Source organism: Staphylococcus sp. NWU MK-U1, from assembly GCF_033283505.1.
In the GTDB taxonomy this organism is placed as follows: Bacteria; Bacillota; Bacilli; order Staphylococcales; family Staphylococcaceae; genus Staphylococcus; species Staphylococcus haemolyticus.
Genome location: NZ_JAVSMG010000001.1, coordinates 353,137 through 377,104, shown reverse-complemented (window position 1 = coordinate 377,104; position 23,968 = coordinate 353,137). Strand labels below are relative to the sequence as shown.

21 protein-coding genes and 2 pseudogenes are annotated in these 23,968 nt (G+C 32.4%); 15 read left to right on the top strand and 8 right to left on the bottom strand.

All coding sequences use genetic code 11. From position 1 onward, the window contains the following. Positions 1–99 precede the first annotated feature (99 nt). The 6 genes and pseudogenes from nrdF to SBL16_RS01935 all read left to right on the top strand — a co-directional run bounded on the left by nrdF (position 100) and on the right by SBL16_RS01935 (position 6,360). Complete coding sequence (nrdF, locus tag SBL16_RS01960; RefSeq protein WP_011276423.1) at positions 100–1,068, top strand: class 1b ribonucleoside-diphosphate reductase subunit beta; 969 nt, start codon at positions 100–102, stop codon at positions 1,066–1,068. Positions 1,069–1,317: 249 nt separating this feature from the next. Continuing rightward, the gene (locus SBL16_RS01955) at positions 1,318–2,286 is read left to right on the top strand and encodes an ABC transporter permease (RefSeq protein ID WP_011276422.1); all 969 of its coding nucleotides are present in this window, start codon (positions 1,318–1,320) and stop codon (positions 2,284–2,286) included. Beyond that, the gene (locus SBL16_RS01950; protein WP_107611481.1) at positions 2,276–3,235 is read left to right on the top strand and encodes an iron chelate uptake ABC transporter family permease subunit; all 960 of its coding nucleotides are present in this window, start codon (positions 2,276–2,278) and stop codon (positions 3,233–3,235) included. Before SBL16_RS01955 ends, SBL16_RS01950 begins: the two co-directional genes overlap by 11 nt. Then, complete coding sequence (locus tag SBL16_RS01945; protein ID WP_011276420.1) at positions 3,232–4,014, top strand: ABC transporter ATP-binding protein; 783 nt, start codon at positions 3,232–3,234, stop codon at positions 4,012–4,014. The genes SBL16_RS01950 and SBL16_RS01945 overlap by 4 nt, the downstream gene beginning before the upstream one ends. Positions 4,015–4,129: 115 nt before the next feature. Next, entirely contained in the window at positions 4,130–5,167 is a 1,038-nt protein-coding gene (locus SBL16_RS01940) for a ferrated catecholamine ABC transporter substrate-binding lipoprotein SstD (protein ID WP_016930968.1), read from the top strand. Between the two features lie 154 nt (positions 5,168–5,321). Then, positions 5,322–6,360: pseudogene (locus SBL16_RS01935) on the top strand (ferrated catecholamine ABC transporter substrate-binding lipoprotein SstD). Between the two features lie 57 nt (positions 6,361–6,417). Here the strand turns inward: SBL16_RS01935 and SBL16_RS01930 are convergent. The 3 genes from SBL16_RS01930 to SBL16_RS01920 form a co-directional block, all read right to left on the bottom strand. Beyond that, positions 6,418–6,732, bottom strand: a complete 315-nt coding sequence (locus tag SBL16_RS01930; protein ID WP_029376644.1) for a CHY zinc finger protein — start codon at positions 6,730–6,732, stop codon at positions 6,418–6,420. Positions 6,733–6,764: 32 nt separating this feature from the next. Then, the gene (murB, locus tag SBL16_RS01925; protein WP_107611479.1) at positions 6,765–7,688 is read right to left on the bottom strand and encodes a UDP-N-acetylmuramate dehydrogenase; all 924 of its coding nucleotides are present in this window, start codon (positions 7,686–7,688) and stop codon (positions 6,765–6,767) included. Positions 7,689–7,777: 89 nt separating this feature from the next. Then, positions 7,778–8,293, bottom strand: coding sequence for a GrpB family protein (locus tag SBL16_RS01920; protein ID WP_107611494.1), 516 nt, complete (start codon positions 8,291–8,293; stop codon positions 7,778–7,780). A 109-nt stretch (positions 8,294–8,402) separates the two neighbouring features. Here SBL16_RS01920 and SBL16_RS01915 point away from each other — a divergent pair, with 109 nt between their 5' ends. From SBL16_RS01915 to SBL16_RS01905, 3 genes are all read left to right on the top strand, one after another. Further along, a complete protein-coding gene (locus tag SBL16_RS01915; protein WP_107611478.1) occupies positions 8,403–9,278 on the top strand; it encodes an EMYY motif lipoprotein in 876 nt (291 codons plus the stop codon). 132 nt (positions 9,279–9,410) lie between these two features. After that, entirely contained in the window at positions 9,411–9,731 is a 321-nt protein-coding gene (ytxJ, locus tag SBL16_RS01910) for a bacillithiol system redox-active protein YtxJ (RefSeq protein ID WP_011276412.1), read from the top strand. A 310-nt stretch (positions 9,732–10,041) separates the two neighbouring features. After that, complete coding sequence (locus tag SBL16_RS01905) at positions 10,042–11,163, top strand: glycerate kinase (protein ID WP_053017754.1); 1,122 nt, start codon at positions 10,042–10,044, stop codon at positions 11,161–11,163. Between the two features lie 75 nt (positions 11,164–11,238). Here SBL16_RS01905 and pepT read toward each other — a convergent pair whose 3' ends face one another. From pepT to gdpS, 4 genes are all read right to left on the bottom strand, one after another. Then, a complete protein-coding gene (gene pepT / locus SBL16_RS01900) occupies positions 11,239–12,468 on the bottom strand; it encodes a peptidase T (protein ID WP_107611477.1) in 1,230 nt (409 codons plus the stop codon). Positions 12,469–12,482: 14 nt separating this feature from the next. Continuing rightward, positions 12,483–12,977, bottom strand: coding sequence for a threonine/serine exporter family protein (locus SBL16_RS01895; protein ID WP_011276409.1), 495 nt, complete (start codon positions 12,975–12,977; stop codon positions 12,483–12,485). Between the two features lie 16 nt (positions 12,978–12,993). After that, positions 12,994–13,755 (bottom strand): threonine/serine exporter family protein, encoded by a 762-nt coding sequence (locus SBL16_RS01890; RefSeq protein ID WP_037536365.1) that lies wholly within the window; start codon positions 13,753–13,755, stop codon positions 12,994–12,996. A gap of 224 nt (positions 13,756–13,979) precedes the next feature. Beyond that, positions 13,980–15,050, bottom strand: coding sequence for a GGDEF domain-containing protein GdpS (gdpS, locus tag SBL16_RS01885; RefSeq protein WP_037536363.1), 1,071 nt, complete (start codon positions 15,048–15,050; stop codon positions 13,980–13,982). 364 nt (positions 15,051–15,414) lie between these two features. Between gdpS and SBL16_RS01880 the strand changes: the two genes are divergently transcribed. Then, entirely contained in the window at positions 15,415–16,500 is a 1,086-nt protein-coding gene (locus SBL16_RS01880; RefSeq protein WP_107611476.1) for a glycosyltransferase family 4 protein, read from the top strand. A 60-nt stretch (positions 16,501–16,560) separates the two neighbouring features. Here SBL16_RS01880 and SBL16_RS01875 read toward each other — a convergent pair whose 3' ends face one another. Further along, on the bottom strand, positions 16,561–17,202 hold the full coding sequence (locus tag SBL16_RS01875) for a YigZ family protein (RefSeq protein ID WP_037536361.1): 642 nt from the start codon (positions 17,200–17,202) through the stop codon (positions 16,561–16,563). A 143-nt stretch (positions 17,203–17,345) separates the two neighbouring features. Between SBL16_RS01875 and fakB1 the strand changes: the two genes are divergently transcribed. The 5 genes and pseudogenes from fakB1 (at position 17,346) to secA (ending at position 23,889) form a co-directional block, all read left to right on the top strand. Then, entirely contained in the window at positions 17,346–18,212 is an 867-nt protein-coding gene (fakB1, locus tag SBL16_RS01870; RefSeq protein WP_107614335.1) for a fatty acid kinase binding subunit FakB1, read from the top strand. Positions 18,213–18,357: 145 nt separating this feature from the next. Continuing rightward, on the top strand, positions 18,358–19,614 hold the full coding sequence (locus SBL16_RS01865; RefSeq protein ID WP_317952538.1) for a DEAD/DEAH box helicase family protein: 1,257 nt from the start codon (positions 18,358–18,360) through the stop codon (positions 19,612–19,614). Further along, positions 19,607–20,281, top strand: a pseudogene (locus SBL16_RS01860) (ComF family protein). Before SBL16_RS01865 ends, SBL16_RS01860 begins: the two are co-directional and overlap by 8 nt. 61 nt (positions 20,282–20,342) lie before the next feature. Next, positions 20,343–20,921: a ribosome hibernation-promoting factor, HPF/YfiA family gene (gene hpf / locus SBL16_RS01855; protein ID WP_053019045.1), complete on the top strand. Its 579-nt coding sequence runs from the start codon at positions 20,343–20,345 to the stop codon at positions 20,919–20,921. 430 nt (positions 20,922–21,351) lie between these two features. After that, positions 21,352–23,889, top strand: coding sequence for a preprotein translocase subunit SecA (gene secA / locus SBL16_RS01850; RefSeq protein ID WP_107611473.1), 2,538 nt, complete (start codon positions 21,352–21,354; stop codon positions 23,887–23,889). Positions 23,890–23,968: the final 79 nt, after the last annotated feature.

The window sequence follows — 23,968 nt, the reverse complement described above, 5'->3', positions numbered from 1 at the left end:
AAAAGGAGGAAGGTTGTAGAGTCAAAACTTAAAAATGACTCTCGACTTATCCTCTAAACGAATGAGATTTGCTTTTTAGTAATTAAGGAGGATTTATAAATGAAGGCCGTCAATTGGAATACCCAAGAAGATATGACGAATATGTTTTGGCGTCAAAATATTTCTCAAATGTGGGTAGAAACAGAATTTAAAGTATCAAAAGATATTGCAAGTTGGAAGACACTAACTGAAGACGAGAAGAATACATTCAAACGTGCGTTAGCAGGATTAACAGGATTGGATACACATCAAGCAGATGATGGTATGCCGTTAATTATGTTACACACAACAGACTTACGTAAAAAAGCAGTGTATTCATTTATGGCAATGATGGAACAAATTCATGCGAAAAGTTATTCACATATATTTACAACTTTACTTCCATCTAGTGAAACAAACTATTTACTAGATACTTGGGTAATAGAAGAGCCTCATTTAAAATATAAATCTGATAAAATTATTGAAAACTATCACAAATTGTGGGGCAAAGAAGCCTCTATATATGATCAATATATTGCAAGGGTATCAAGTGTATTTTTAGAAACCTTCTTATTCTACTCTGGTTTCTATTATCCTTTATATTTAGCTGGACAAGGTAAAATGACTACTTCTGGTGAAATCATTAGAAAGATTTTACTAGATGAATCAATCCATGGTGTGTTTACAGGATTAGATGCTCAAAGTTTACGTAACGAACTATCTGAAAATGAAAAACAAAAAGCAGATAAAGAGATGTATAAATTATTAGAAGATTTATACGCTAATGAAGTATCTTATACACATATGTTGTACGATGATATCGGCTTAAGTGAAGATGTATTGAACTATGTCCAATACAATGGAAACAAAGCATTGTCTAACTTAGGTTTTGAACCATACTTTGAAGAAAAAGAATTTAATCCTATCATTGAAAATGCATTAGATACTACAACTAAAAACCATGATTTCTTCTCAGTTAAAGGTGACGGATACACATTGGCATTAAATGTAGAAGCCTTACAAGACGAAGATTTCATTTTTGATAATTAATTATCAAAGACTAACATTAATAAGCCACTAGATTCAATGTTGTTGATAACAACTACGAATTTAGTGGCTTATTTTTGTATGAAAAAGAGTACATCGTATTTGAACAAAAATAAATATTTACTTATGTATAAAAATACTATTGAAATTCACGTCTGTAATCTTTAATATTAATATTGACGACAATGATAATCATTATCGATGATAACGATTATCATATCGATACATATAGCAAGATGAGGAGAATTATTAGTGAAGTTTTTATTTAAGGGTTATGTTTTACTTATTTTATTAGTTTGTTTAACTATAGTCTCCTTATTTGTTGGAGTGAGTCAGCTCTCTCTTTCAGATATTTTCCACTTAAGTGAAGAGCAACAAAATATTTTGTTCTCAAGTCGTATTCCACGGACGGTTAGTATCCTACTTTCAGGTAGTTCACTCGCGTTAGCAGGATTAATTATGCAACAGATGATGCAAAATAAATTTGTAAGTCCAACTACGGCAGGAACAATGGAGTGGGCCAAGTTAGGTATTTTGATTTCGCTTATCTTTTTTCCGAAAGGTCACATCCTAATCAAGTTGCTATTTTCAGTAGGTTTGAGTTTAGCAGGGACATATTTATTTGTGAAGTTAATTAATTTGATTCGTGTTAAAGAAGTTATCTTCGTACCATTATTAGGAATTATGATCGGTGGTATTGTATCTAGCTTTACTACTTTTATTGCGTTAAGAACCAATGCATTACAAAGTATTGGCAACTGGATGAATGGTAACTTTGCAATTATCACAAGCGGACGTTATGAAGTGCTTTATCTTGTAGTTCCATTACTCATTATCGCATTTATTTTTGCGAATCATTTTACGATTGCTGGTATGGGGAAAGACTTTAGTCATAATTTGGGTGTAAGTTATGAAAAAATTATAAACATTGCATTATTTATTACAGCAGCATTGACGGCTTTAGTTGTTGTTACTGTAGGTACTTTGCCATTTTTAGGTCTCATTGTACCTAATATTATTTCAATGTATAGAGGGGACCATCTGAAAAATGCACTTCCACATACGTTGATGTTAGGGTCAATATTTGTATTATTCGCTGATATCATCGGTAGATTAATCGTTTATCCTTATGAAATTAATATAGGATTAACGATAGGTGTATTTGGGACAGTGATATTCCTAATCTTACTAATGAAAGGTAGAAAGCATTATGCAAATTAATTCTAACAAGAAAATCATCATATTAATTATTGCGACAATTTGCATGGCAGCATTTTACTTATTAGTAGGTTTAGACTTTGAAATTTTTCAATATCAATTTCAGAGTCGATTAAGAAAATTAATACTTATACTCATTGTTGGTGGTGCTATAGGGGCATCAGTTGTTATATTTCAAGCAATTACAACGAATCGATTATTAACACCATCAATCATGGGTCTCGACTCCGTTTATCTATTTGTAAAAGTGTTGCCAGTTTTTTTAGTCGGTACACAAGCTGCAGTGGTTACAAATGTGTATTTAAACTTTTTTGTGACGTTAATTGCGATGGTCTTATTTTCATTATTGCTTTTTGAAGGCATGTTTAAATTAGGACATTTCTCAGTGTATTTCATTTTACTTGTAGGAGTCATCTTAGGAACATTCTTCCGAAGCATTACTAGCTTTATTCAATTAATCATGGATCCTGAGTCATTCTTAGCGGTTCAAAGTGCCATGTTTGCGAGTTTCGAAGCATCAAACTCACGATTGGTATTAGTATCTACATGTTTATTGCTTGTCTTAATTATTATTACCGTGATAATGCGTCCATATTTAGATGTACTACTACTTGGAAGAGCACAAGCAATAAATTTAGGTGTTTCTTACGAGACAATGACGCGCTTGCTACTCATATTAGTGGCACTATTAGTTTCTATTTCCACTGCTTTAGTTGGTCCTGTTACATTTTTAGGATTACTAACTGTAAATTTAGCCCATGAATTAATGAAGACATATGAACATAAATATATATTGCCAGCGACGATATTAATTAGTTGGATTAGTTTATTTATGGCGCAATGGGTCGTTGAGAATTTATTTGAAGCGACAACAGAGTTTAGCTTAATCATTGATTTAATCGGTGGAAGTTACTTCATTTACTTACTTGTCAAAAGGAGAAGTGCAAATTGATTGAAATAAAAAATTTAGACAAAGCTATACAGAATAAGCCAATTTTAAAAAATATTAACGTCGACATTCAAAAAGGTAGACTAACATCGCTTATAGGACCTAATGGCGCCGGTAAAAGTACTTTACTGTCTGCTGTTAGTCGTCTGTTTGAGTATGAAAAGGGAACAATTAAGATTGAAGGTAAAGCTGTCGTAGATTATAAAAATGATGATTTAGCTAAAAAATTAAGTATTTTAAAACAAACAAATCATACAGAAATGAATATAACAGTTGAGCAATTAGTTAATTTTGGTCGATTTCCATATTCAAAAGGTCGTATGAAGAAAGAAGATTATGAACAAGTTGAATATGCTCTAGACTTATTGCAACTCCAGAGTATTCGTCATCGAAATATAAAAACGTTATCTGGTGGTCAAAGACAACGTGCTTATATTGCAATGACAATTGCTCAAGATACAGATTATATATTATTAGATGAACCGTTAAACAACCTAGATATGAAACATTCTGTACAGATTATGCAGACGTTACGCCGCCTCTGCAAAGACTTAAATAAAACGATTGTCATTGTTCTACACGATATAAATTTTGCTTCATGTTATTCAGATGACATCATTGCACTAAAAAATGGTGAAATTGTCAAAGCAGATACAAAAGATAACGTTATACAAGCTGAGATTTTAAAACAATTATACGAGATGGATGTTCATATCGAAGAAATTAGAGGACAACGAATTTGTTTGTATTACGATGAAGACACTTTTGACTCACTTTTATAATTAAATAATTTAACCTCATATTTCAAAGGGGTGATGCTATTCGAAGACGTAGACAAGAGAGAAGTCCAATTGATGCGCAGCATAAAGGTTAAATATTTTTAGAGGAGTCGTACATATGAAAAAAACAGTCTTATTTTTAGTATTATCTTTAGTATTAGTTTTATCAGCTTGTAGTAATGGATCAAGTAGTAACGATTCGGGTTCTAAGAGTGACAGCAAAGATTCAAAAGAAACTGTGAAAATTAAAAATAATTTCGAAGCTTCAGGTAAAGAACGAGATGGTAGTGACGCTAAGAAAGTAAGCAACACTGTTGAAGTTCCTAAAAATCCTAAAAATGCAGTAGTCTTAGATTATGGTGCTTTAGATGTACTTAAAGAATTAGGTGTGGCTGATAAAGTAAAAGGCTTACCAAAAGGTGAAAACAACGAATCATTACCTGATTTCTTAAAAGAATTTAAAGATGATAAATATGTTAACACTGGAAATCTTAAAGAAGTTAATTTTGACAAAGTAGCTGCTGCTAAACCAGAAGTTATATTTATATCAGGTAGAACGGCAAATCAGAAGAATTTAGATGAATTCAAAAAAGCTGCACCAGACGCTAAAATCGTTTACGTAGGTGCGGATGAGAAAAACTTAGTTAAAGACATGAAGAAAAACACTGAAAACTTAGGTAAAATTTACGATAAAGAAGATAAAGCCAAAGACATTAACGAAGACTTAGATGAAAAAATATCTGAAATGAAAGATGAAACTAAGAAGTTCAATAAAACTGTAATGTATTTATTGGTAAATGAAGGTGAATTATCAACATTTGGTCCTAAAGGTCGATTTGGTGGTTTAGTATTTGATACTTTAGGCTTTAAACCAGCAGATGAGAATGTTAGCAATAGTCCACATGGTCAAAATGTAAATAATGAATATATTAGCAAGCATAATCCAGATGTTATTTTAGCAATGGACCGTGGTGAAGTTGTAGGCGGAGAATCAACTGCTAAAAAAGTGTTAAGTAATAATGTTATTAAAGACGTTAAAGCAGTTAAAAATGATAAAGTATATCAATTAGATCCTAAATTATGGTACTTTGCTTCTGGTTCAACTACAACAACTATGAAACAAATTGATGAATTAGAAGAAGTAGTCGATAAATAAATTGATGGTATAAGTTTTCAATATCGCCCAGAATAGGGCGATATTTTTTTGAATAAAATTAGTGTTGAAAATTATTTTATAATAAAGTAATATAATTTTAAGTGATATTGATAATCGTTATCACTTAATAATACAACTAGAGGATGTTGCAACGATGAAGAAAATAATTTTGTTTTTAATATTAAGTCTTGCTTTAGTCTTAACAGCGTGTGGTAAAAGCTCTGACGGTAACAATGATACTTCGAAGAAGAATGACAATAAAGACATTGTTCAAATTGAAAATAAATTATAAGACAAGAGGCGAGAAAAAAGATAAAAGTGATGCCAAAGAAATTAAAGAAACTGTTGATGTGCCGAAGAATCCAAAACGTGCAAATGTCTTTGATTATGGTGCTGTTGATGTATTAAAAGCGTTTGGCGTTCAAGACCGCATTATTGGATTACCTAAAGGTGAGAAAAATGCTGCGTTACCTGAATTTCTTTCAGAATTCAAAGATGATAAATACATCAATACTGGTAATTTAATACAAATTAATTTTGATAAAATAGCTAAAGCTAAACCAGAGGTCATTTATATTTATGGAAGAACAGCAACAGTGAAGAATATAGATGAACTTAAAAAAGCTGCACCAGACGCTAAAATCGTTTATGTTGGTGCCAGTGAGAAAAATTATATAAATGATATGAAATCTGTAACAACTAAATTAGGAAAAATTTATGGTAAAGAAGATAAAGCTAAATCATTAATTGAAGAGTTGAATAAAAAAATAGCGGATACAAAAGCGAAAGTTGAAAAATTAGATAAGAAAACAATATATCTTTTAGTTAATGAAGGTGAATTATCTACATTTGGACCAGGTGGTAGATTTGGAGATTTAATCTACGATACATTAGGATTTAAACCTACAGATGAGCATGTTAAAGCAAGTCCACATGGCCAAAATATTAATAATGAGTATATTACAAGTAAAAATCCAGATATTATTTTAGCAATGGATAGAGGACAAGTTGTAAGTGGCAAATCAAGTGCAAAACAAACGTTATCTAATGATGTAATTAAAGATGTAAATGCAGTTAAAAATGGTAATGTTTATGAATTAGATCCTAAACTATGGTACTTTAGCGCTGGTTCAACTTCAACAACAATCAAACAAATTGATGAATTAAATCAAATCTTGAAAAAATTAAAATAATAAAAACCTAAAGCATAAAGGCTTAGTAACAATCTTTCAATCGTTACTAAGCCTTTATTATAATTCAAAATATAAATGATAGTGGAATTTACAACGACTATTAAAATGTGCTTGGCATTTAGGACATAGCTCTGTCATCATATAATCTTGAATAGACATTTCATGTTTACATACACCACACATAATTGCCTTTTCATCAAATTCTTGTTCTGACCATCTTTTGATAGGATGTGTTTCGTGTTCTTCGTGACATTGATAACACGGATAATATTTATTGCAGCATTTGAATTTTATTGCTATAACATCTAAAAAAGTATGGTAATGTGTGCATCGTGTTTCATTGTCTACAAGTGAGCCATAAACCTTTGGCATCATTCATCGTCTCCCATCAACATATATAGTTGCTATTCTTCAGGATGCTCTCCAATAATACGAACTTCACGATGAAGTTCGACATCGAATTTTTCTTTCACTACTTTTTGTACGTGATGAATTAGATCTTCATAATCAGTAGCTGTTCCATTATCTACATTAACCATGAATCCTGCATGTTTTTTAGAAACTTCTACGCCACCAACACGATAACCTTGTAAATCTGAATCTTGTATTAATTTTCCTGCAAAATGACCGGGTGGTCTTTGGAACACACTACCACATGATGGGTATTCTAGTGGTTGTTTAGACTCACGGCGTTCAGTTAAGTCATCCATCTTCGCTTGAATTTCGTCTAATTTTCCTGGTTCAAGTGTAAAAGCAGCTTCAAGTACAACTAAATGTTGCTTTTGTACAATACTATTTCTGTAATCTAATTCTAATTCTTTATTAGTAAACTGAATTAAATCACCTTCTTCATTAACACAAAGCGCGTAGTCGATACAATCTTTGATTTCACCGCCATATGCGCCAGCATTCATGTAAACAGCTCCTCCAACAGAACCTGGAATGCCACAAGCAAATTCTAAACCTGTTAACACATGGTCTCTAGCAGCACGTGAAACATCTATAATTGCAGCACCGCTTCCAGCAATAATAGCATCATCAGAAACATTAATATGCTTTAATGATAATAAGCTAATAACAATACCACGAATGCCGCCTTCACGAATAATAATGTTTGACCCATTTCCGAGGTATGTGACCGGGATATCTTTTTCTTTAGCGTATCTTACAATAGCTTGTACATCCTCATTATTAGTGGGAGATAAATAAAAGTCTGCATTTCCACCTGTCTCGGTGTATGTATATCGTTTTAAAGGTTCATTTACTTTGATAATATCTTCAGGTATTAAGGATTTTAAATCTTGTAAGATGTCTTCTTGCTTTAACATAAGTACATCCTTTCTTCTCTTCTATAATCTAATTTTTATTATAGCAATTTTATAGATGATTTGCGAAAACGACAACAGAATTCAAAGTTTTACAACTTTTGAAATATATCTTCAAAGTATTTCTGTTTTTGATTTTCGTATGGTCTTATATAATTAATATGTTGGACAATAGAAGTCTTTTTTTCTGAAAAGTGACGTGCTATATCTGATTGTGTTGCAAGTGCTTTGTCTACTTCAACATACTGTTTAAATAAGGGTGTGTCCATTTGAATGATGTGTAAGCGAATGGTTTGTCTCAAATCAATCATATTATTAAACTTAGCCATCATAACTTTCTTCTTATAGGGATGATGGAGACGGTAAAAGCCTAAATAATTTAATCGTTTCTCATCTAGAGCTGTGATATCATGTAAATTATTTACACCAACTAAAACATCTAAAATGGGCTCTGTTGCATAATTAAAATGACTTGTACCTCCAATATGTTGCGTGAACTTTACAGGAGAATCTAGCAAGTTGAATAATGATGTTTTAGTTGTTTGATATAATGTGTCATATTCAGATTGAGTGTCGTCATGAATAAAAGGTTGAACGGTTGAGTACATTCGTATCTCCTTTAAATTATAAGTTTTGACAAATTCTGAAATACTATAACACAAATCATTTTCAATATAAATAGCTTTAGGTATAATACGTGTTGATAGGAGTGCATTTATGAAGAAATTAGCAATACTTTCTATAATGTTGATATGTGGCATATTGCTCTCATCGTGTGGCAATCAAAGTAGCGCGGACTTAAAGGATTTTCAAACACAACTTAATAAGGTTGAAGATGAGAAGAAAGATCTTAAAACTGTAATGGACAAGATTCACTTGAAACAATTGGATCAATTGAGCAAGACGGACACCACTGATAAGAATAAAAGAGAGTTTGAAGCACTACAGAGAGATATTAACAAACACTTAATTCCTCAATTTAAAAAATATGAAAAGTCAGCTAAACAATTACCAGCTGAACATCAAGATGTTAAAGACTTAAAGAACAAGTACTTAGAAAATGTAAAACAGGAAAAACAATCTATATATGATATTAAAACCTTTGTAGATTTATGTAATAAGTCAATTAAGGCGAATGAAGATATCTTGGATTATACAAAGTTATTTGAAAGTAATCGCTCACAAGTAGAAACGCAAATTAAAAAGGCAAATAATCAAGAAGATGCCAATCAGTTAACATCTAAAATTGAAAGTAACAATCAAAATCTTAAAGAAGCTGCACAAAAATACTTAGAAAGTGATGATACTAATTCTAAGAAAGCAATTGACGAACATATTAAACCGTTAATTGAGAAGCAAATTACAGAATTAAACCAAACCAATATTACTGACCCAAAAGTCAACAGTGCTCGCAAAAATGCGATTGAAATGTATTATAATTTATTGAATTACTATGATACGCGAGAAACTACGATTGAAATAGAGAAAAAACTTTCTAAAATTGATGTAGAAAAGTTACCGAAAACGGGTAAAGAATTAAGTAAGGATAATAATGGTTTTTACGAAGATTTGAAAAAGTTAAAAAAGCAATAGATAGACATAGTTGATAAAATTAAAATTTTTGGTTAACAATGGACTTTGAAATGTGTATAATTGAACCCATTGAGTAGTTTATAAAGATTATAAAGAGCAACATGGGCATAAATAATTTTAGAGGTGAATAGAATGGCTATAAAGCTGAGTTCGATTGACCAGTTTGAGCAAGTACTTAAAGATAATAAATATGTATTTGTATTAAAACATAGTGATACTTGTCCAATCTCAGCAGATGCATACGATCAATTTAATAAATTTTTATATGAAAGAGATATGGATGGCTATTACTTAGTCGTCCAAGAAGAAAGAAAACTTTCTGACTATATCGCTGAAAAGACAAATGTGAAACATGAATCGCCACAAGCGTTCTATTTTATTGATGGTGAAGCAACTTGGAATGCTAGTCACAGTGATATTAATGTATCTTCATTAGCTCAAGCTGAAGAATAACAACTATCAACAATTAAAAATAGTAAACGCGTTTAGGTTAAAAATAATAGTTTAGACTGCATTATAAAGCGCAGTAACTGACAAATCTGAGAGACTGGCCACACGATGGCTTCTCAGCTTTAGTCATCCATGCAGGAGTGAGCAATGAATTCTAGATGAATTCCGTGTCACTCCTGTTTTTATTTATCTATTTGCAGCAGCTATTATTATGAAAAGTAGAGACAACCCATGTATAATGTGAAAGTGAAGTCGAATGTATAACATCTAAATCAATATATAAATAAAGAAAATGGCATGAGGTGAATAACAGATGAAAATATTAGTAGCAATGGATGAATTTAACGGTATAATCTCAAGTTATCAAGCGAATCGCTTCGTTGAAGAAGCGGTAGCCAGTCAAATTGAAGATGCTGATATTGTACAAGTGCCATTATTTAATGGGCGTCATGAACTAATGGATTCAGTGTTCTTATGGCAATCAGGTACGAAATATAGAGTAAATGTGCATGATGCGGATATGAAGGAAGTCGAAACAGTTTATGGTCAAACTGAACAAGGATTAACTATAATTGAGGGGAATTTATTTATAAAAGGACAAAAACCGGTTGAACAACGTTCAAGTTACGGTTTAGGAGAAGTAATTATAGATGCACTGAATAATGGAGCCGATAACATTGTTATTTCACTTGGTGGCATCGATAGTTTCGATGGTGGTATTGGGATGATGCAAGCTTTAGGTGCTCAATTCTATAATGATGAAGGAGAACTTCTAGATGCACGTGAAGGTGCTCAAGTGATTAAATTTATTCGTCGAATAGATTTTTCTGCAATACCTCAAAATTTCAAGGATGCACATATTAAATTGATGTCTGATTTTTCTAGTAAATTATATGGTAAGCATAGTGAAATTATGAAGACGTATGAAACACATCAAATGACACGAGAAAAAGCTGCAGAAATAGATAATTTAATTTGGTACTTCAGTGAGCTTGTTAAAAATGAAATGAAAATTGCTATGGGCCCTATCGATAGAGGTGGCGCTGGTGGTGGTATTGCAGCATTATTAAATGGATTGTACGATGCTGAAATATTAACAAGTCATGAATTGGTTAACCAAATAACACATTTAGATGATTTAGTTTCTCAGGCAGATTTAATCATCTTTGGTGAAGGTGTTAAAGAAGAGGATCATTTACTTGAAACAACGACTTTAACGATTGCAGAATTAGCGCAAAAACATAATAAACCTGCGATTGCTATTTGTGCGACTGATGACAAATTTGATGTCTTTGATCAGTACCATGTTACAGCAATGTTTAATACTTTCGTTGAGATGCCAGAAAGATACACAGACTTTAAAATGGGTATACAAATCCGACACTTTACTGTTCAAGCACTTAGATTATTAAAAACGACATTAAATAATGCATAAATGAATAACTAACAAAAGGCAAACCGCAATTACCTATATAATCATGGTAATTGTGGTTTGCCTTATTCGTTATGTTTATTTATGGTGATGTGTGACTTCTTGAGCAATACCAATGATGACTTGCACTGCTTTCTCCATTACATCGATTGACGCATATTCAAAAGGTCCATGGAAATTACCGCAACCTGTAAATATATTAGGAGTTGGTAAGCCTTTAAATGATAATTGTGAACCATCAGTTCCACCACGAATAGGTGCAGTGTTTGGTTCTATATTTAAATCTTTAAACACTTTTTTAGGAATATCAATAATATATGGATGTGGTTCAATCTTTTCAGCCATATTATAATATTGATCTTCTATATCTACTTTCACTGGGAAATCTTCATAATGGACATTAATATCGTCACGAATTTCTAATAATTTTTTCTTACGTAATTCGAATGATTCTTTATCATGATCACGAATGATATACTGTAATGTTGCTTTTTCAACATTACCTTCGAATTTCATCAAATGATAAAATCCCTCATAGTCTTCCGTACGTTCAGGAACTTCGCCAGCGGGTAGTAGACTATGAAATTGATGGCCTAATGAGATAGCATTGACCATGATGTTTTTAGCAGATCCTGGATGGACATTCACACCATGTGTAGTTATCTTAGCCTCAGCGGCATTAAAACTTTCAAATTGTAATTCTCCAAATTCACTGCCGTCCATTGTATAAGCGAAATCTGCATTGAAACGTTCCACATCGAATTTATGAGGACCTCGTCCAATTTCTTCGTCTGGCGTGAATGCGATACGGATTCGACCATGCTTGATTTCTGGGTGTTCTATTAAATATTTTACTGCTTCCATGATTTCGACAACTCCAGCTTTATCATCTGCACCTAACAGTGATGTGCCGTCAGTAATCATTAGCGTATGACCTATAAGTTTTTTTAATTCTGGAAAAGTTTCTTGACTCAATACTCGACCAGTATCACCTAATTTAATTGTTTTACCATCATATTGTTCTACAATTTGCGGATTCACATTGCTGGCATTAAAATCTGGTGATGTATCAACATGTGCCAGAAACCCAACGGTAGGGACGTCGAAAGATACATTGCTTTCTAACGTCGCAAATAAATATCCATTGTCGTCGAGATCCGTTTCTAAGCCAAAACCTTCAAGTTCTTGTTGTAATAAACGCAATAAATCCCATTGCTTCTCAGTAGAAGGTGTAGTTGAAGATTCCGGATTAGATTGTGTATCGATTTTTACGTAACGTGATAATCTATCTATAAGCTGTGCTTTCATAGCAAGACATCCCCTTAGACTCTATTATTCATATTATATGATTTTCTATATGTTTTACCTTTAATTTTATCATAATACTGCTTTATACGTGTGTAAATATAGTAGAGGATTTCTGCTACTAAAATGCCGAATGCGATTGAACCAGAAATAAGTGTAACTTCTAAGAAAGTATTCACTGCTTGCGTATAATCATTTGAGACTAGATAACGTGTTGCTTCATATGCAGTTCCACCTGGAACAAGTGGAATAATTCCGGGCACTATAAAAATGATAACAGGGCGCTTATAACGACGACTCATAACATGGCTAAGTAACCCGAGTATTAAACTTCCTAGAAATGAGGCACCTACTTTTCCTAAATCCATATCTACAGTGAATTGATAAATTGTCCATGCTACAGCACCTACAAAACCACATGCTGCGAGTAGTCGCTTCGGTGCATTGAAAATAATTGAGAAGAGTACTGTAGAAATGAAACTAATTGTAAAATGGAATAAATAAAATAACATTTATAAACAGCCTTTCTTAAATAATTAGTAAAACGATGGCTACACCAGCACCGATGGCGAATGAAGTTAATGCAGCTTCCACGCCTCTAGACATTCCAGCTAATAATTCACCAGCCATTAAATCTCGAATTGCATTACAGATTAATATACCAGGTACAAGTGGCATTACACTTGAAATGGTAATGATATTTTGATTCGTGGCAATACCAAGTTTGGTAAATGTGGCTGCAATCGTGATGACGACAGCGGAAGCAACGAATTCTGAGAAGAATTTAATTTGAATAAAACGCTGTACTAAACTAAAAGTAAGAAAAGCAGCTCCACCAGCTATAACAGCAATCCAGCAGTCAGATGCTACACCGCCAAACATGAATAAAAAGAATCCGCAGGCAATTGCAGCAGCAAAAAAGTTTAGTAAAAATGAATATTGCAATGATGCTCGGCGCAAATGAATTAATTCAGACTTTGCTTCATCAATGGTTAATTCATTTCTGGAAATTTTTCTAGATAAACTATTAGTGAGTGCGATTTTTTCTAAATCTGTAGTACGTTCACGGATTCTAATAAGTCGTGTATTTGTTCGATCATTGAGTGAAAAGATAATGGCTGTTGATGTTACAAAGCTATATGTATCATGTAAACCATAACTATGAGCTATACGATTCATCGTATCTTCAACACGATAAGTTTCCGCACCAGCTTCTAAAAGAATTCTACCAGCTATTAAAACTACATCAATCACTTTATTTTCATCGATAATAGTGATTGAATCTGACATAAACGGCACCTCCGTAACATTAGATAATTGAATTTATTTCAATAGACAATTTGAAGTGTACAACTTGCACACGCAACTTGCAATAGTACGCTTAGTATTCATACCACATCTAGGCCGTTGCTAACATGAAATTAAGTATAATTACATATAAAAAAGTCAACATATTTAGATAACCAGATATATTAATAATTTGGTTAATCAATATGTTGACTTCTTTTATGTTTCTATAATTTAATGATTGGATTAAACATCACTTGATTACGACCTTCATTCTTAGCAACGTGAACCATATCATCGGCATCTTTGAAGACTTTTCGTTGTGATTTATGGTCATCTTGCGAAAGGTAACCTACACCAATAGAGACAGATAATTTTATGACTTCCTTATTTGGTAAGTGGAATGAAGACTTTTCAACACCTGTTCGAATATTTTCAGCTAATTTAACGCTTTGATCCAATGAGTAATTACGAATCACGACTGAAAATTCTTCGCCGCCATTACGAAAAATTTGAAACTGCTTTGGTACATAATTCTTCAATAACTGTGACATTTGTTTGAGCACAGCATCACCAGATTTATGTGAATACGTATCATTTACATCTTTAAAACCATCTATATCAATTAATAATAAGGCAAGACTTTCATTTTTATCCTCAGCAATCTGAGATACATGATTTAAATGTCTATCAAATTCTTTTACATTACCTAGTCCAGTAAGATAGTCATACTTATCTTCATTTTCATAGCGTGTGACTAATGAAAAGAAGTGCCACATATCTACAAATGTAATTGCAGAAGCGATGGTTAAAACGAATGAAATTGGGACTAAAAATGCGATTTCAGTAAGATCATATAGCGGACTAAAGATAGATAAAATAAGTAAAATAATAACACTAATCAAATTTAAAACGACTAAAGCTACAATGTCATTTTGTTTTAAAAAAGGTCCAACCATACTTACAATGATACCTATTACAATAAGTACTACACCATAAAGAAGTGAGTTTCCAAATGCGAACACTTCTACTAAAGCAACGATAACTGCCGATACAAGCGTATAGCCCATATTAGTAAAGCGTCCTAAAAATAACAATGGGACAAATGTTAAATGAACTAAGTACTCTTGATGGAATGGAATTGGATAAGCTGCAAGTAGCAATGCAACAATCGTCATTAATACAGTGACATAGCCTTTTGAAAAGACCATTATTTTATTTTCGGAATATTGTAATCGATGAAATAAATAAATGCCAGCTACCATAACTGCAACATTATAAATGATAGATTCAATCATATTGGAATCGACTCCTTTAATTTAACCATTAGTTATTGTAAGTGAAAACTTACCATTTGTCATTAAGTTGTATCAGATTACATAAATAAAATAGATAGAATATTTGAACTTTTATATTCAAATGAATACTGAAGTGATATGATATAAATTGATTATCTTTACAAAAAATTTACAATTAATTAAAAAATAAGGATTAATTTGAAGAAATAGGGTAAAATAGTTGAAGTTTAATGAACTATTTAAAGAATAGTTAGTAATTTACAACTATAGTCCAATACAAAAATGATTTGAAAATTGTTTAAATAGAATGAATAGATAACTCGCAAATATGTAAAATTAAAAGAGATTTATTGAAGGTGAACTGATGTATACTTTACTACTTATTGCTGTAACATTGGTAATCAGTTTAATATTAACACCTATGATTATAAAGGTCTCTATTAAATTTGATTTAGTAGATAGGCCAAATTTTAGAAAAGTACATACAAAACCAGTTTCAGTATTGGGTGGTACTGTTATACTACTTTCTTTCTTAATAGGAATCTGGCTTGGACATCCGATTGAAAGAGAAGTTAAGCCCTTAGTTATGGGGGCTATAGTTATGTATTTAGTAGGATTAATTGATGATATTTATGATTTAAAGCCTATTTTAAAGTTAATTGGTCAAATTGTCGCAGCTTCAATCGTAGCATTTTATGGAATTACCATAGATTTTATTTCGTTTCCTATGGGCCCGACAATTCATTTTGGAATATTAAGTATACCGATTACCATTATTTGGATTGTGGCGATAACTAATGCTATCAATTTAATTGATGGTTTAGACGGACTGGCTTCTGGAGTATCTGCAATTGGTCTTATTACAATTGCTTTTATTGCGATTTTACAAGCTAATGTATTTATTATCATGATTTGTAGTGTACTAATAGGATCATTATTAGGATTTCTATGTTTCAACTTTCACCCGGCTAAGATCTTTTTAGGGGATAGTGGTGCACTACTGATAGGATTTATCATTGGTTTTCTATCCTTACTTGGCTTTAAGAACATCACATTTATTTCATTGTTTTTCCCAATTGTGATTTTAGCTGTACCATTTATTGATACGTTATTTGCAATGATTCGAAGAATGCGAAATGGTCAGCATATTATGCAAGCAGATAAGTCGCATTTGCATCATAAACTTTTAGCTTTAGGATATAGCCATAGACAAACGGTATTATTAATTTATTCAATAGCGATTTTATTTAGTTTATCAAGTATCATTTTATACTTATCTCAACCTTTAGGTGTACTCCTAATGTTCATTTTAATTGTTATCACAATTGAATTGATTGTTGAATTTACAGGTTTGATTGATGATAGTTACCGTCCGATACTTAATTTAATAACAAAAAAGAATGAACAACATCACGGTAATAATGGTGTTGATCAACATGATAAAAAATAAAGCCTTGTTTGTAATAACTACTTAAATGATTAAGTAGTGTTATACAAACAAGGTTTTTTATTAATTAGTGGGTATATCAAAAGGTAATTTCTTTACGTCCGCTTCATGCAATTCGAAATTTCCAGCTGTGTTCTTATTTAAAAATGCAATAAAGTCATCATATTCAGTTTGTACGACATCAATTTGATAACTAACCTTATCGGTATAAGTGGTATCTCTTAGAAAGTACGTTGTAGAGGCCAATTCATATTCTAACTTTCCAGTTAAATCATAATTGATAGTCACGGTAGTAGGAATAGCATCACGCAGTTCTACACGTCCTATATCATAAATGACGTCTCTAACAGCACCACTATATGCCCGTATAAGTCCGCCACCACCAAGTTTAATACCCCCAAAGTATCGAGTAACAACGACACAAACATTATGTACATCTAGTTTTTTTAAAATATCAAGCATAGGGACACCCGCAGTGCCACTTGGTTCACCATCATCATTGGCTTTCTGAATATTCATTTGATCACCGACTGTATAAGCTGAACAGTTATGCGTAGCCTCTTTGTGTTGTTGCTTAATTTCGTTTATGAATGCTTTAGCTTCATCCTCTGATGAAACAGGTTTGATATGTGCGATGAATCTAGATTTATTAATGACATTTTCAATCGAATGTTCCTGTTTAATCGTAATAATATGATTGCTCAAAGATGTTCACCTCCAATAAATAAAAAGAATATTTGACCTTTATTATACACGCTTCATTTTAAATGAATAAATATCTGATTATGAATTTCTTTTTTAATAAAAATAATTTATAATAGCTTTGAGTATAATTGAGGAGGACTACTATGAAAATCGCATTAATGGCAGATTCAACTGGGTATCTACCACAAGACTTTATGGACCAATATGAGATACCTATTGCACCATTAAGTGTTGCATTTGATGATGGAGAAACGTTTACTGAGAATGATAACGTACCAATTGAACGTTTTTATAATAAAATGGCCTCATCTAAAACATTCCCAACAACAAGTCAACCGGCTATTGGAGAATGGATTGAGAATTATGAGAAGTTAAGAGATAAAGGCTACACTGATATTATTGTGATTACTTTATCAAGTGGTATAAGTGGCAGCTATCAATCAGCTACACAAGCTGGAGAAATGGTAGAGGGCGTCAATGTTCATACGTTTGATAGTAAATTGGCAGCGATGATTGATGGAAGTTATACAATCTATGCTAAGGAACTCATTGACAAAGGATTTACACCAGAAGTAATTATTGAAGAATTACAAGAAATCCGAGAACAAGCTGGTGCTTACTTAATTGTTGATGATCTTAAGAATTTACAAAAAAGCGGACGTATAACTGGTGCTCAAGCATGGGTTGGAACATTATTAAAAATGAAACCTGTACTTCGTTTCGAAAAAGATGGCAAAATTCATCCTTTTGAAAAGGTACGTACTAAAAAACGTGCATTTAATACATTAGAAGAGAATATCTTTGAAATTATTAAAGATATTGATGAAGTGACCGTTTTTGTAATTAATGGTGATAAAATTGATGAAGGTAAAGACTTTTATAACCATTTAAAAGAAACATATCCAAACATCAATATCCAGTATTCAGAATTTGGACCAGTTATTGCATCTCACCTTGGTTCAGGCGGATTAGGTTTAGGATATTTCCCAAGAAAAATCGAAATTAATTAATTGTTGATAATTTAAGTCTAAAAGCGTTTAAGAAAGTATTGTTTAGCACATAGTGTTTCAATACTTTTTTAACATCTTTTAGGCTTTTTTATTTTAAAAGGAGTGATTCGTAATAAAATTTTACGGAAAGTTAGTTAGTCCAGATGTGGCGTTAAGTGATGAGACAGTTATTCAAATTACACCTGTTATTATCGCTACAGATGATAATTATCAATGTCTTCAATGTGGCAATTCAGATAAACGTTATATGTATGAATATGAAACACCCTTTTCAGAAGAACGTATTATTTATTGTAGGTATTGTATACAATTAGGGCGCATGGACAATATTACAGAATTTAGAATTACGCAAAGTGAGAATGCTATTTCTGATGGATATTACGACTTACCCTTTCAATTATCAGAACAACAACAATATGCTTCAGAGGCCATTGTACAAGCAATTAAAACGCTTCACCCATTATTATTATATGCGGTTACTGGTGCGGGTAAGACTGAAATGATGTGTGAAGGTATACGGGTAGCGCGCCAACTTGGGTTTAATGTAGCCATAGTATCCCCAAGAGTAGATGTTGTAGTAGAAATTAGTTTGCGCATTAAAGAAGCATTCATTTCAGAAGACATAGATGTATTACACCAAAGTAGCCAACAACAATATAATGGTCACTTCATTGTTGCAACCGTTCACCAATTGTTTAGATTTAAATCTCACTTTGATGTTATATTTATCGACGAAGTTGATGCCTTTCCTTTATCAATGGATCCTCGGCTTATGGAGGCAATTCGATTATCATCAAAACAAAAACATAGCCACATATTTATGACGGCAACACCTCCGAAAAAGCTGTTGAACCTTTTATCTTCTGAGCAAATCATTACATTACCTGCGCGTTTCCATAAACATCCACTACCTGTCCCCAATTTCACATATTTCAAATTAAACGTTAAGCATATACAACTTAAATTGAAAAGAATTTTAATGAATCAAATTACCGAAAAACGATACACACTAGTATTCTTTAACAATATTGAATTGATGGTAAAGACGTACGAACATTATCGTTACCAATTTTCAGATTTAATCTATGTTTCAAGCAAAGATGCACTACGATTTAGCAAAGTTCAAGCACTACGAAACGGTGAACATGCAATCGTTTTTACGACAACAATTTTAGAAAGAGGTTTTACAATGGCACAATTAGATGTCATTGTCATCAATGCACATACTTTTGAAAAGGCTGCACTTATTCAAATTGCGGGTCGGGTTGGTCGTAAACAAGAAGCACCTACAGGAAAAGTGATATTTATGCATGAAGGTGTGAGTATAGCTATGATACAAGCTAAAAGAGAAATTAAAAAAATGAATCGATTAGGTATAGAACGTGGGTGGGTAATTGGTTAAATGTATACAATGCGGATTGCCAATATATGAATCGCTTAATGTTTTTAACTTTTATCGAGTACCTCAACGTATGTGTTCATCATGTCTAGAAATGTGGGATAGTGTGAAATTAATTAAGAATGACCAACGTTGTCCTAAGTGCTTAAATTATCGGGATAATAAAGAAAATGACTGCTTGGATTGTCAATTTTTAGCTAAAAATTTTAAACTAATGGAACAGCTTTATTGTGACTACCAATATTCCGGTATTATGAAAGAAATGATACAGCAATACAAACTAATGAAAGATTATTATTTAGCTGAGGTTATAGCCTCACAACTCAAATTACCAAAAACATCTTATGATCTGATTGTACCAATTCCATCTCCAATTGAACGAGACACTCAAAGAACATTTAACCCAGTCGCAACAATATTAGAAAAAATGGGGGTTCAATAATCGAACCTATTGGCAACTGAATTGCGTCCCAAACAGTCAAAACTTGGGAAAGTAGAGAGAGCAAGAGCTATAAATCCTTTTTATATTAAAGAAGATGTGGACTTAACTGATAAAGAAATATTACTCGTTGATGATATTTATACAACAGGATTAACAATTCATCATGCAGGATGTAAATTATACGATAAAAATGTCAGAAAATTCAAAGTGTTTACGTTTTCAAGATAGGTTAAACGTGGTATTATAATAGTAAGAATTACCAACATAAGAGGTTAAAGGAGAGATAGCTATGATTAGATTTGAAATTCATGGAGATAACCTCACTATTACAGATGCCATCCGCAACTATATTGAGGACAAAATTGGTAAACTTGAACGTTATTTTAACGATGTGCCTAATGCAGTCGCACACGTTAAAGTAAAAACGTATCAAAATTCTACAACTAAAATCGAAGTAACAATTCCATTGAAGAATGTTACATTAAGAGCAGAAGAAAGACATGATGATTTATATGCAGGTATTGATTTAGTTACTAGCAAATTAGAACGTCAAGTACGTAAATATAAAACACGTGTTAATCGTAAGCATAAAACGCATGGAGAACCAGAAGCGTTTGTAGCTGAAGTACAAGAAGCACCGCCAGAAACTGTTGATGACGTTAATGTTGAACCAACAAATGATAGTGAAATTGAGATTATCCGTTCTAAACAATTTAGCTTAAAACCAATGGATTCTGAAGAAGCAGTATTACAAATGGAATTATTAGGACATGATTTCTATATCTTCACTGATCGTGAAACAGATGGTACAAGTATTGTTTATAAACGTAAAGACGGTAAATATGGATTAATTGAAACGACTGAATAATTGATTAATAGTAAGTTATTAATTTAAATCAATTTTGAAATATATTTATGGTGTTAAGTTCACAATGACAATTTGCAGATATAACTAAGCTGAGAAGGTAATAATAATTAAATACACTCAGTTATAGTTATCCTTATAAGGGTGGGACAATGAATTCAAAATGAATTTTGTTCCACTCTTTTTTGTAACTTATATTATAGTAATTCGTGGACGCTAATATCATGCTGTGCTAATGTAATGAGGTAATTGGATATTAAAATAATAAATTAGGCTTAGCGATTCAAATTAGGGGAAAAAGGAAGTAAGTTATTTAAGTTGCGCACAATTAAGCGTCGCACTTATATGAGTATTTAAGTATAAATTCTAAAGTATAAATGATATGATAAATTGTTGTAAGCCAAACAGTTTTTAAGCTAAAGGAGCGGACGTAATGGGATTTTTATCAAAAATTGTTGACGGCAATAAAAAAGAAACTAAACGTCTAAGTAAAATAGCCGATGAAGTACTTTCGTTAGAGGAAGATATGGCTATCTTAACTGATGAAGAAATTAAAAAAAAGACGAAGCAATTTCAACAAGAGGTACAAGAAATTGAAGATGTAAAAAAACAAAATGACTATCTAGATAAAATCTTACCTCAAGCATATGCTTTAGTAAGAGAAGGGTCAAAACGTGTCTTTAATATGACACCTTATAAAGTGCAAGTAATGGGTGGTATCGCCATTCATAAAGGTGATATCGCTGAAATGAGAACCGGTGAAGGTAAAACTTTAACAGCGACGATGCCTACGTATTTAAATGCGCTTGCAGGTCGTGGTGTGCACGTAATCACAGTTAACGAATACTTATCTAGTGTTCAAAGTGAAGAAATGGCAGAGTTATATGAATTCTTAGGCCTAACTGTAGGATTAAATTTAAATAGTAAATCAACAAGTGAAAAACGTGAAGCTTATGCTCAAGATATTACTTATAGTACGAATAATGAATTAGGATTTGATTATTTAAGAGATAATATGGTGAACTATGCCGAAGAGCGTGTAATGAGACCATTACATTTTGCAATCATCGATGAGGTAGACTCTATTTTAATTGATGAAGCTAGAACGCCTTTAATTATCTCTGGGGAAGCAGAAAAATCTACGTCGCTTTATACACAAGCGAATGTATTCGCCAAAATGTTAAAAGCTGAAGATGATTATAAATATGATGAAAAGACAAAAGCAGTTCATTTAACTGAACAAGGTGCAGACAAAGCTGAACGCATGTTTAAAATTGAAAATTTATATGATGTACAGAATGTGGAAGTTATTAGTCACATTAATACAGCATTAAAAGCACACGTAACATTACAACGTGACGTGGACTACATGGTTGTTGATGGAGAAGTACTCATTGTTGACCAATTTACTGGACGTACAATGCCTGGTCGTCGTTTCTCTGAAGGGCTTCACCAAGCGATAGAAGCTAAAGAGGGCGTTAAAATTCAAAATGAATCGAAAACAATGGCATCCATTACTTTCCAAAACTATTTCCGTATGTATAATAAATTAGCTGGTATGACTGGTACTGCAAAAACAGAGGAAGAAGAATTCCGTAATATTTATAATATGACGGTTACACAAATTCCTACGAATAAACCTGTTCAACGTGATGATAAATCTGATTTAATTTACATTAGTCAAAAAGGTAAATTTGATGCAGTCGTTGAAGACGTAGTCGAAAAACATAAACAAGGTCAACCCGTTCTTTTAGGTACTGTTGCGGTTGAAACAAGTGAATATATCTCAAATTTACTTAAAAAGCGTGGTATTAGACATGATGTTTTAAACGCTAAAAACCATGAACGTGAAGCGGAAATTGTTGCAAATGCAGGACAAAAAGGTGCTGTGACAATAGCTACAAACATGGCTGGTCGTGGTACTGATATTAAACTAGGTGAAGGTGTAGAAGAAATTGGCGGTTTAGCAGTTATTGGTACTGAACGACATGAATCTAGACGTATAGATGACCAATTACGTGGTCGTTCTGGTCGTCAAGGTGATAGAGGGGATAGTCGTTTCTATTTATCACTTCAAGATGAATTAATGGTTCGTTTCGGTTCTGAAAGACTTCAAAAAATGATGAACCGTTTAGGCATGGATGATTCAACTCCTATTGAATCAAAAATGGTATCCCGCGCTGTTGAATCTGCTCAAAAACGTGTTGAAGGTAACAACTTTGATGCACGTAAACGTATACTTGAATACGATGAAGTGTTACGTAAGCAACGTGAAATTATCTACAATGAAAGAAACAATATTATCGATTCAGAGGATAGTTCACAATTAGTTAATGCAATGTTACGTTCTACATTACAACGTGGTGTGACCTATCATATAAGTGAAGAAGATGACAATCCTGACTACGCTCCGTTTATTAATTACGTTAATGATGTCTTTTTACAAGAAGGCGATCTTAAAGAAGAAGAAATTAACGGTAAAGATTCTGAAGACATCTTCGAAGTAGTTTGGTCTAAAATTGAAAAAGTATATGAAAGTCAAAAAGCCAAAATTGGTGACCAAATGGCTGAATTTGAGCGTATGATATTACTACGCTCTATAGATACTCATTGGACAGATCATATTGATACTATGGACCAATTACGTCAAGGTATCCATTTACGTTCATATGCACAACAAAATCCACTTCGTGATTATCAAAATGAAGGTCATGAGTTATTTGATATGATGATGCAAAATATTGAGGAAGATACATCTAAATTCATCCTTAAATCTGTAATTCAAGTTGATGAAGATATAGAAAGAGAGAAAACAACTGACTTTGGAACAGCTCAACATGTCTCTGCTGAAGATGGCAAAGAAAAAGCTAAAAAGCAACCTATTGTTAAAGGCGACAAAGTTGGTCGTAATGACCCATGTCCTTGTGGTAGTGGCAAGAAATATAAAAATTGTCATGGAAAAGAAGAATAGGTATTATGTTCAATAATAAGTGGGAGTTGTGAAATAGAATTCACGCTCCTACTTTTTACATATCCAATCAATATGAATT

Bases quoted from the DNA above. Each gene is read 5' to 3' on its own strand.
- SBL16_RS01940 (WP_016930968.1), top strand. From the start codon at position 4,130: ATGAAAAAAACAGTCTTATTTTTAGTATTATCTTTAGTATTAGTTTTA.
- pepT (WP_107611477.1), bottom strand. From the start codon at position 12,468: ATGAAAGCACAGCTTATAGATAGATTATCACGTTACGTAAAAATCGAT.
- SBL16_RS01930 (WP_029376644.1), bottom strand. From the start codon at position 6,732: ATGCCAAAGGTTTATGGCTCACTTGTAGACAATGAAACACGATGCACA.
- ytxJ (WP_011276412.1), top strand. From the start codon at position 9,411: ATGGCTATAAAGCTGAGTTCGATTGACCAGTTTGAGCAAGTACTTAAA.
- SBL16_RS01950 (WP_107611481.1), top strand. From the start codon at position 2,276: ATGCAAATTAATTCTAACAAGAAAATCATCATATTAATTATTGCGACA.
- SBL16_RS01880 (WP_107611476.1), top strand. From the start codon at position 15,415: ATGTATACTTTACTACTTATTGCTGTAACATTGGTAATCAGTTTAATA.
- murB (WP_107611479.1), bottom strand. From the start codon at position 7,688: ATGTTAAAGCAAGAAGACATCTTACAAGATTTAAAATCCTTAATACCT.
- nrdF (WP_011276423.1), top strand. From the start codon at position 100: ATGAAGGCCGTCAATTGGAATACCCAAGAAGATATGACGAATATGTTT.
- secA (WP_107611473.1), top strand. From the start codon at position 21,352: ATGGGATTTTTATCAAAAATTGTTGACGGCAATAAAAAAGAAACTAAA.
- SBL16_RS01890 (WP_037536365.1), bottom strand. From the start codon at position 13,755: ATGTCAGATTCAATCACTATTATCGATGAAAATAAAGTGATTGATGTA.
- hpf (WP_053019045.1), top strand. From the start codon at position 20,343: ATGATTAGATTTGAAATTCATGGAGATAACCTCACTATTACAGATGCC.
- SBL16_RS01905 (WP_053017754.1), top strand. From the start codon at position 10,042: ATGAAAATATTAGTAGCAATGGATGAATTTAACGGTATAATCTCAAGT.
- SBL16_RS01895 (WP_011276409.1), bottom strand. From the start codon at position 12,977: ATGTTATTTTATTTATTCCATTTTACAATTAGTTTCATTTCTACAGTA.
- fakB1 (WP_107614335.1), top strand. From the start codon at position 17,346: ATGAAAATCGCATTAATGGCAGATTCAACTGGGTATCTACCACAAGAC.
- SBL16_RS01920 (WP_107611494.1), bottom strand. From the start codon at position 8,293: ATGTACTCAACCGTTCAACCTTTTATTCATGACGACACTCAATCTGAA.
- SBL16_RS01915 (WP_107611478.1), top strand. From the start codon at position 8,403: ATGAAGAAATTAGCAATACTTTCTATAATGTTGATATGTGGCATATTG.
- gdpS (WP_037536363.1), bottom strand. From the start codon at position 15,050: ATGATTGAATCTATCATTTATAATGTTGCAGTTATGGTAGCTGGCATT.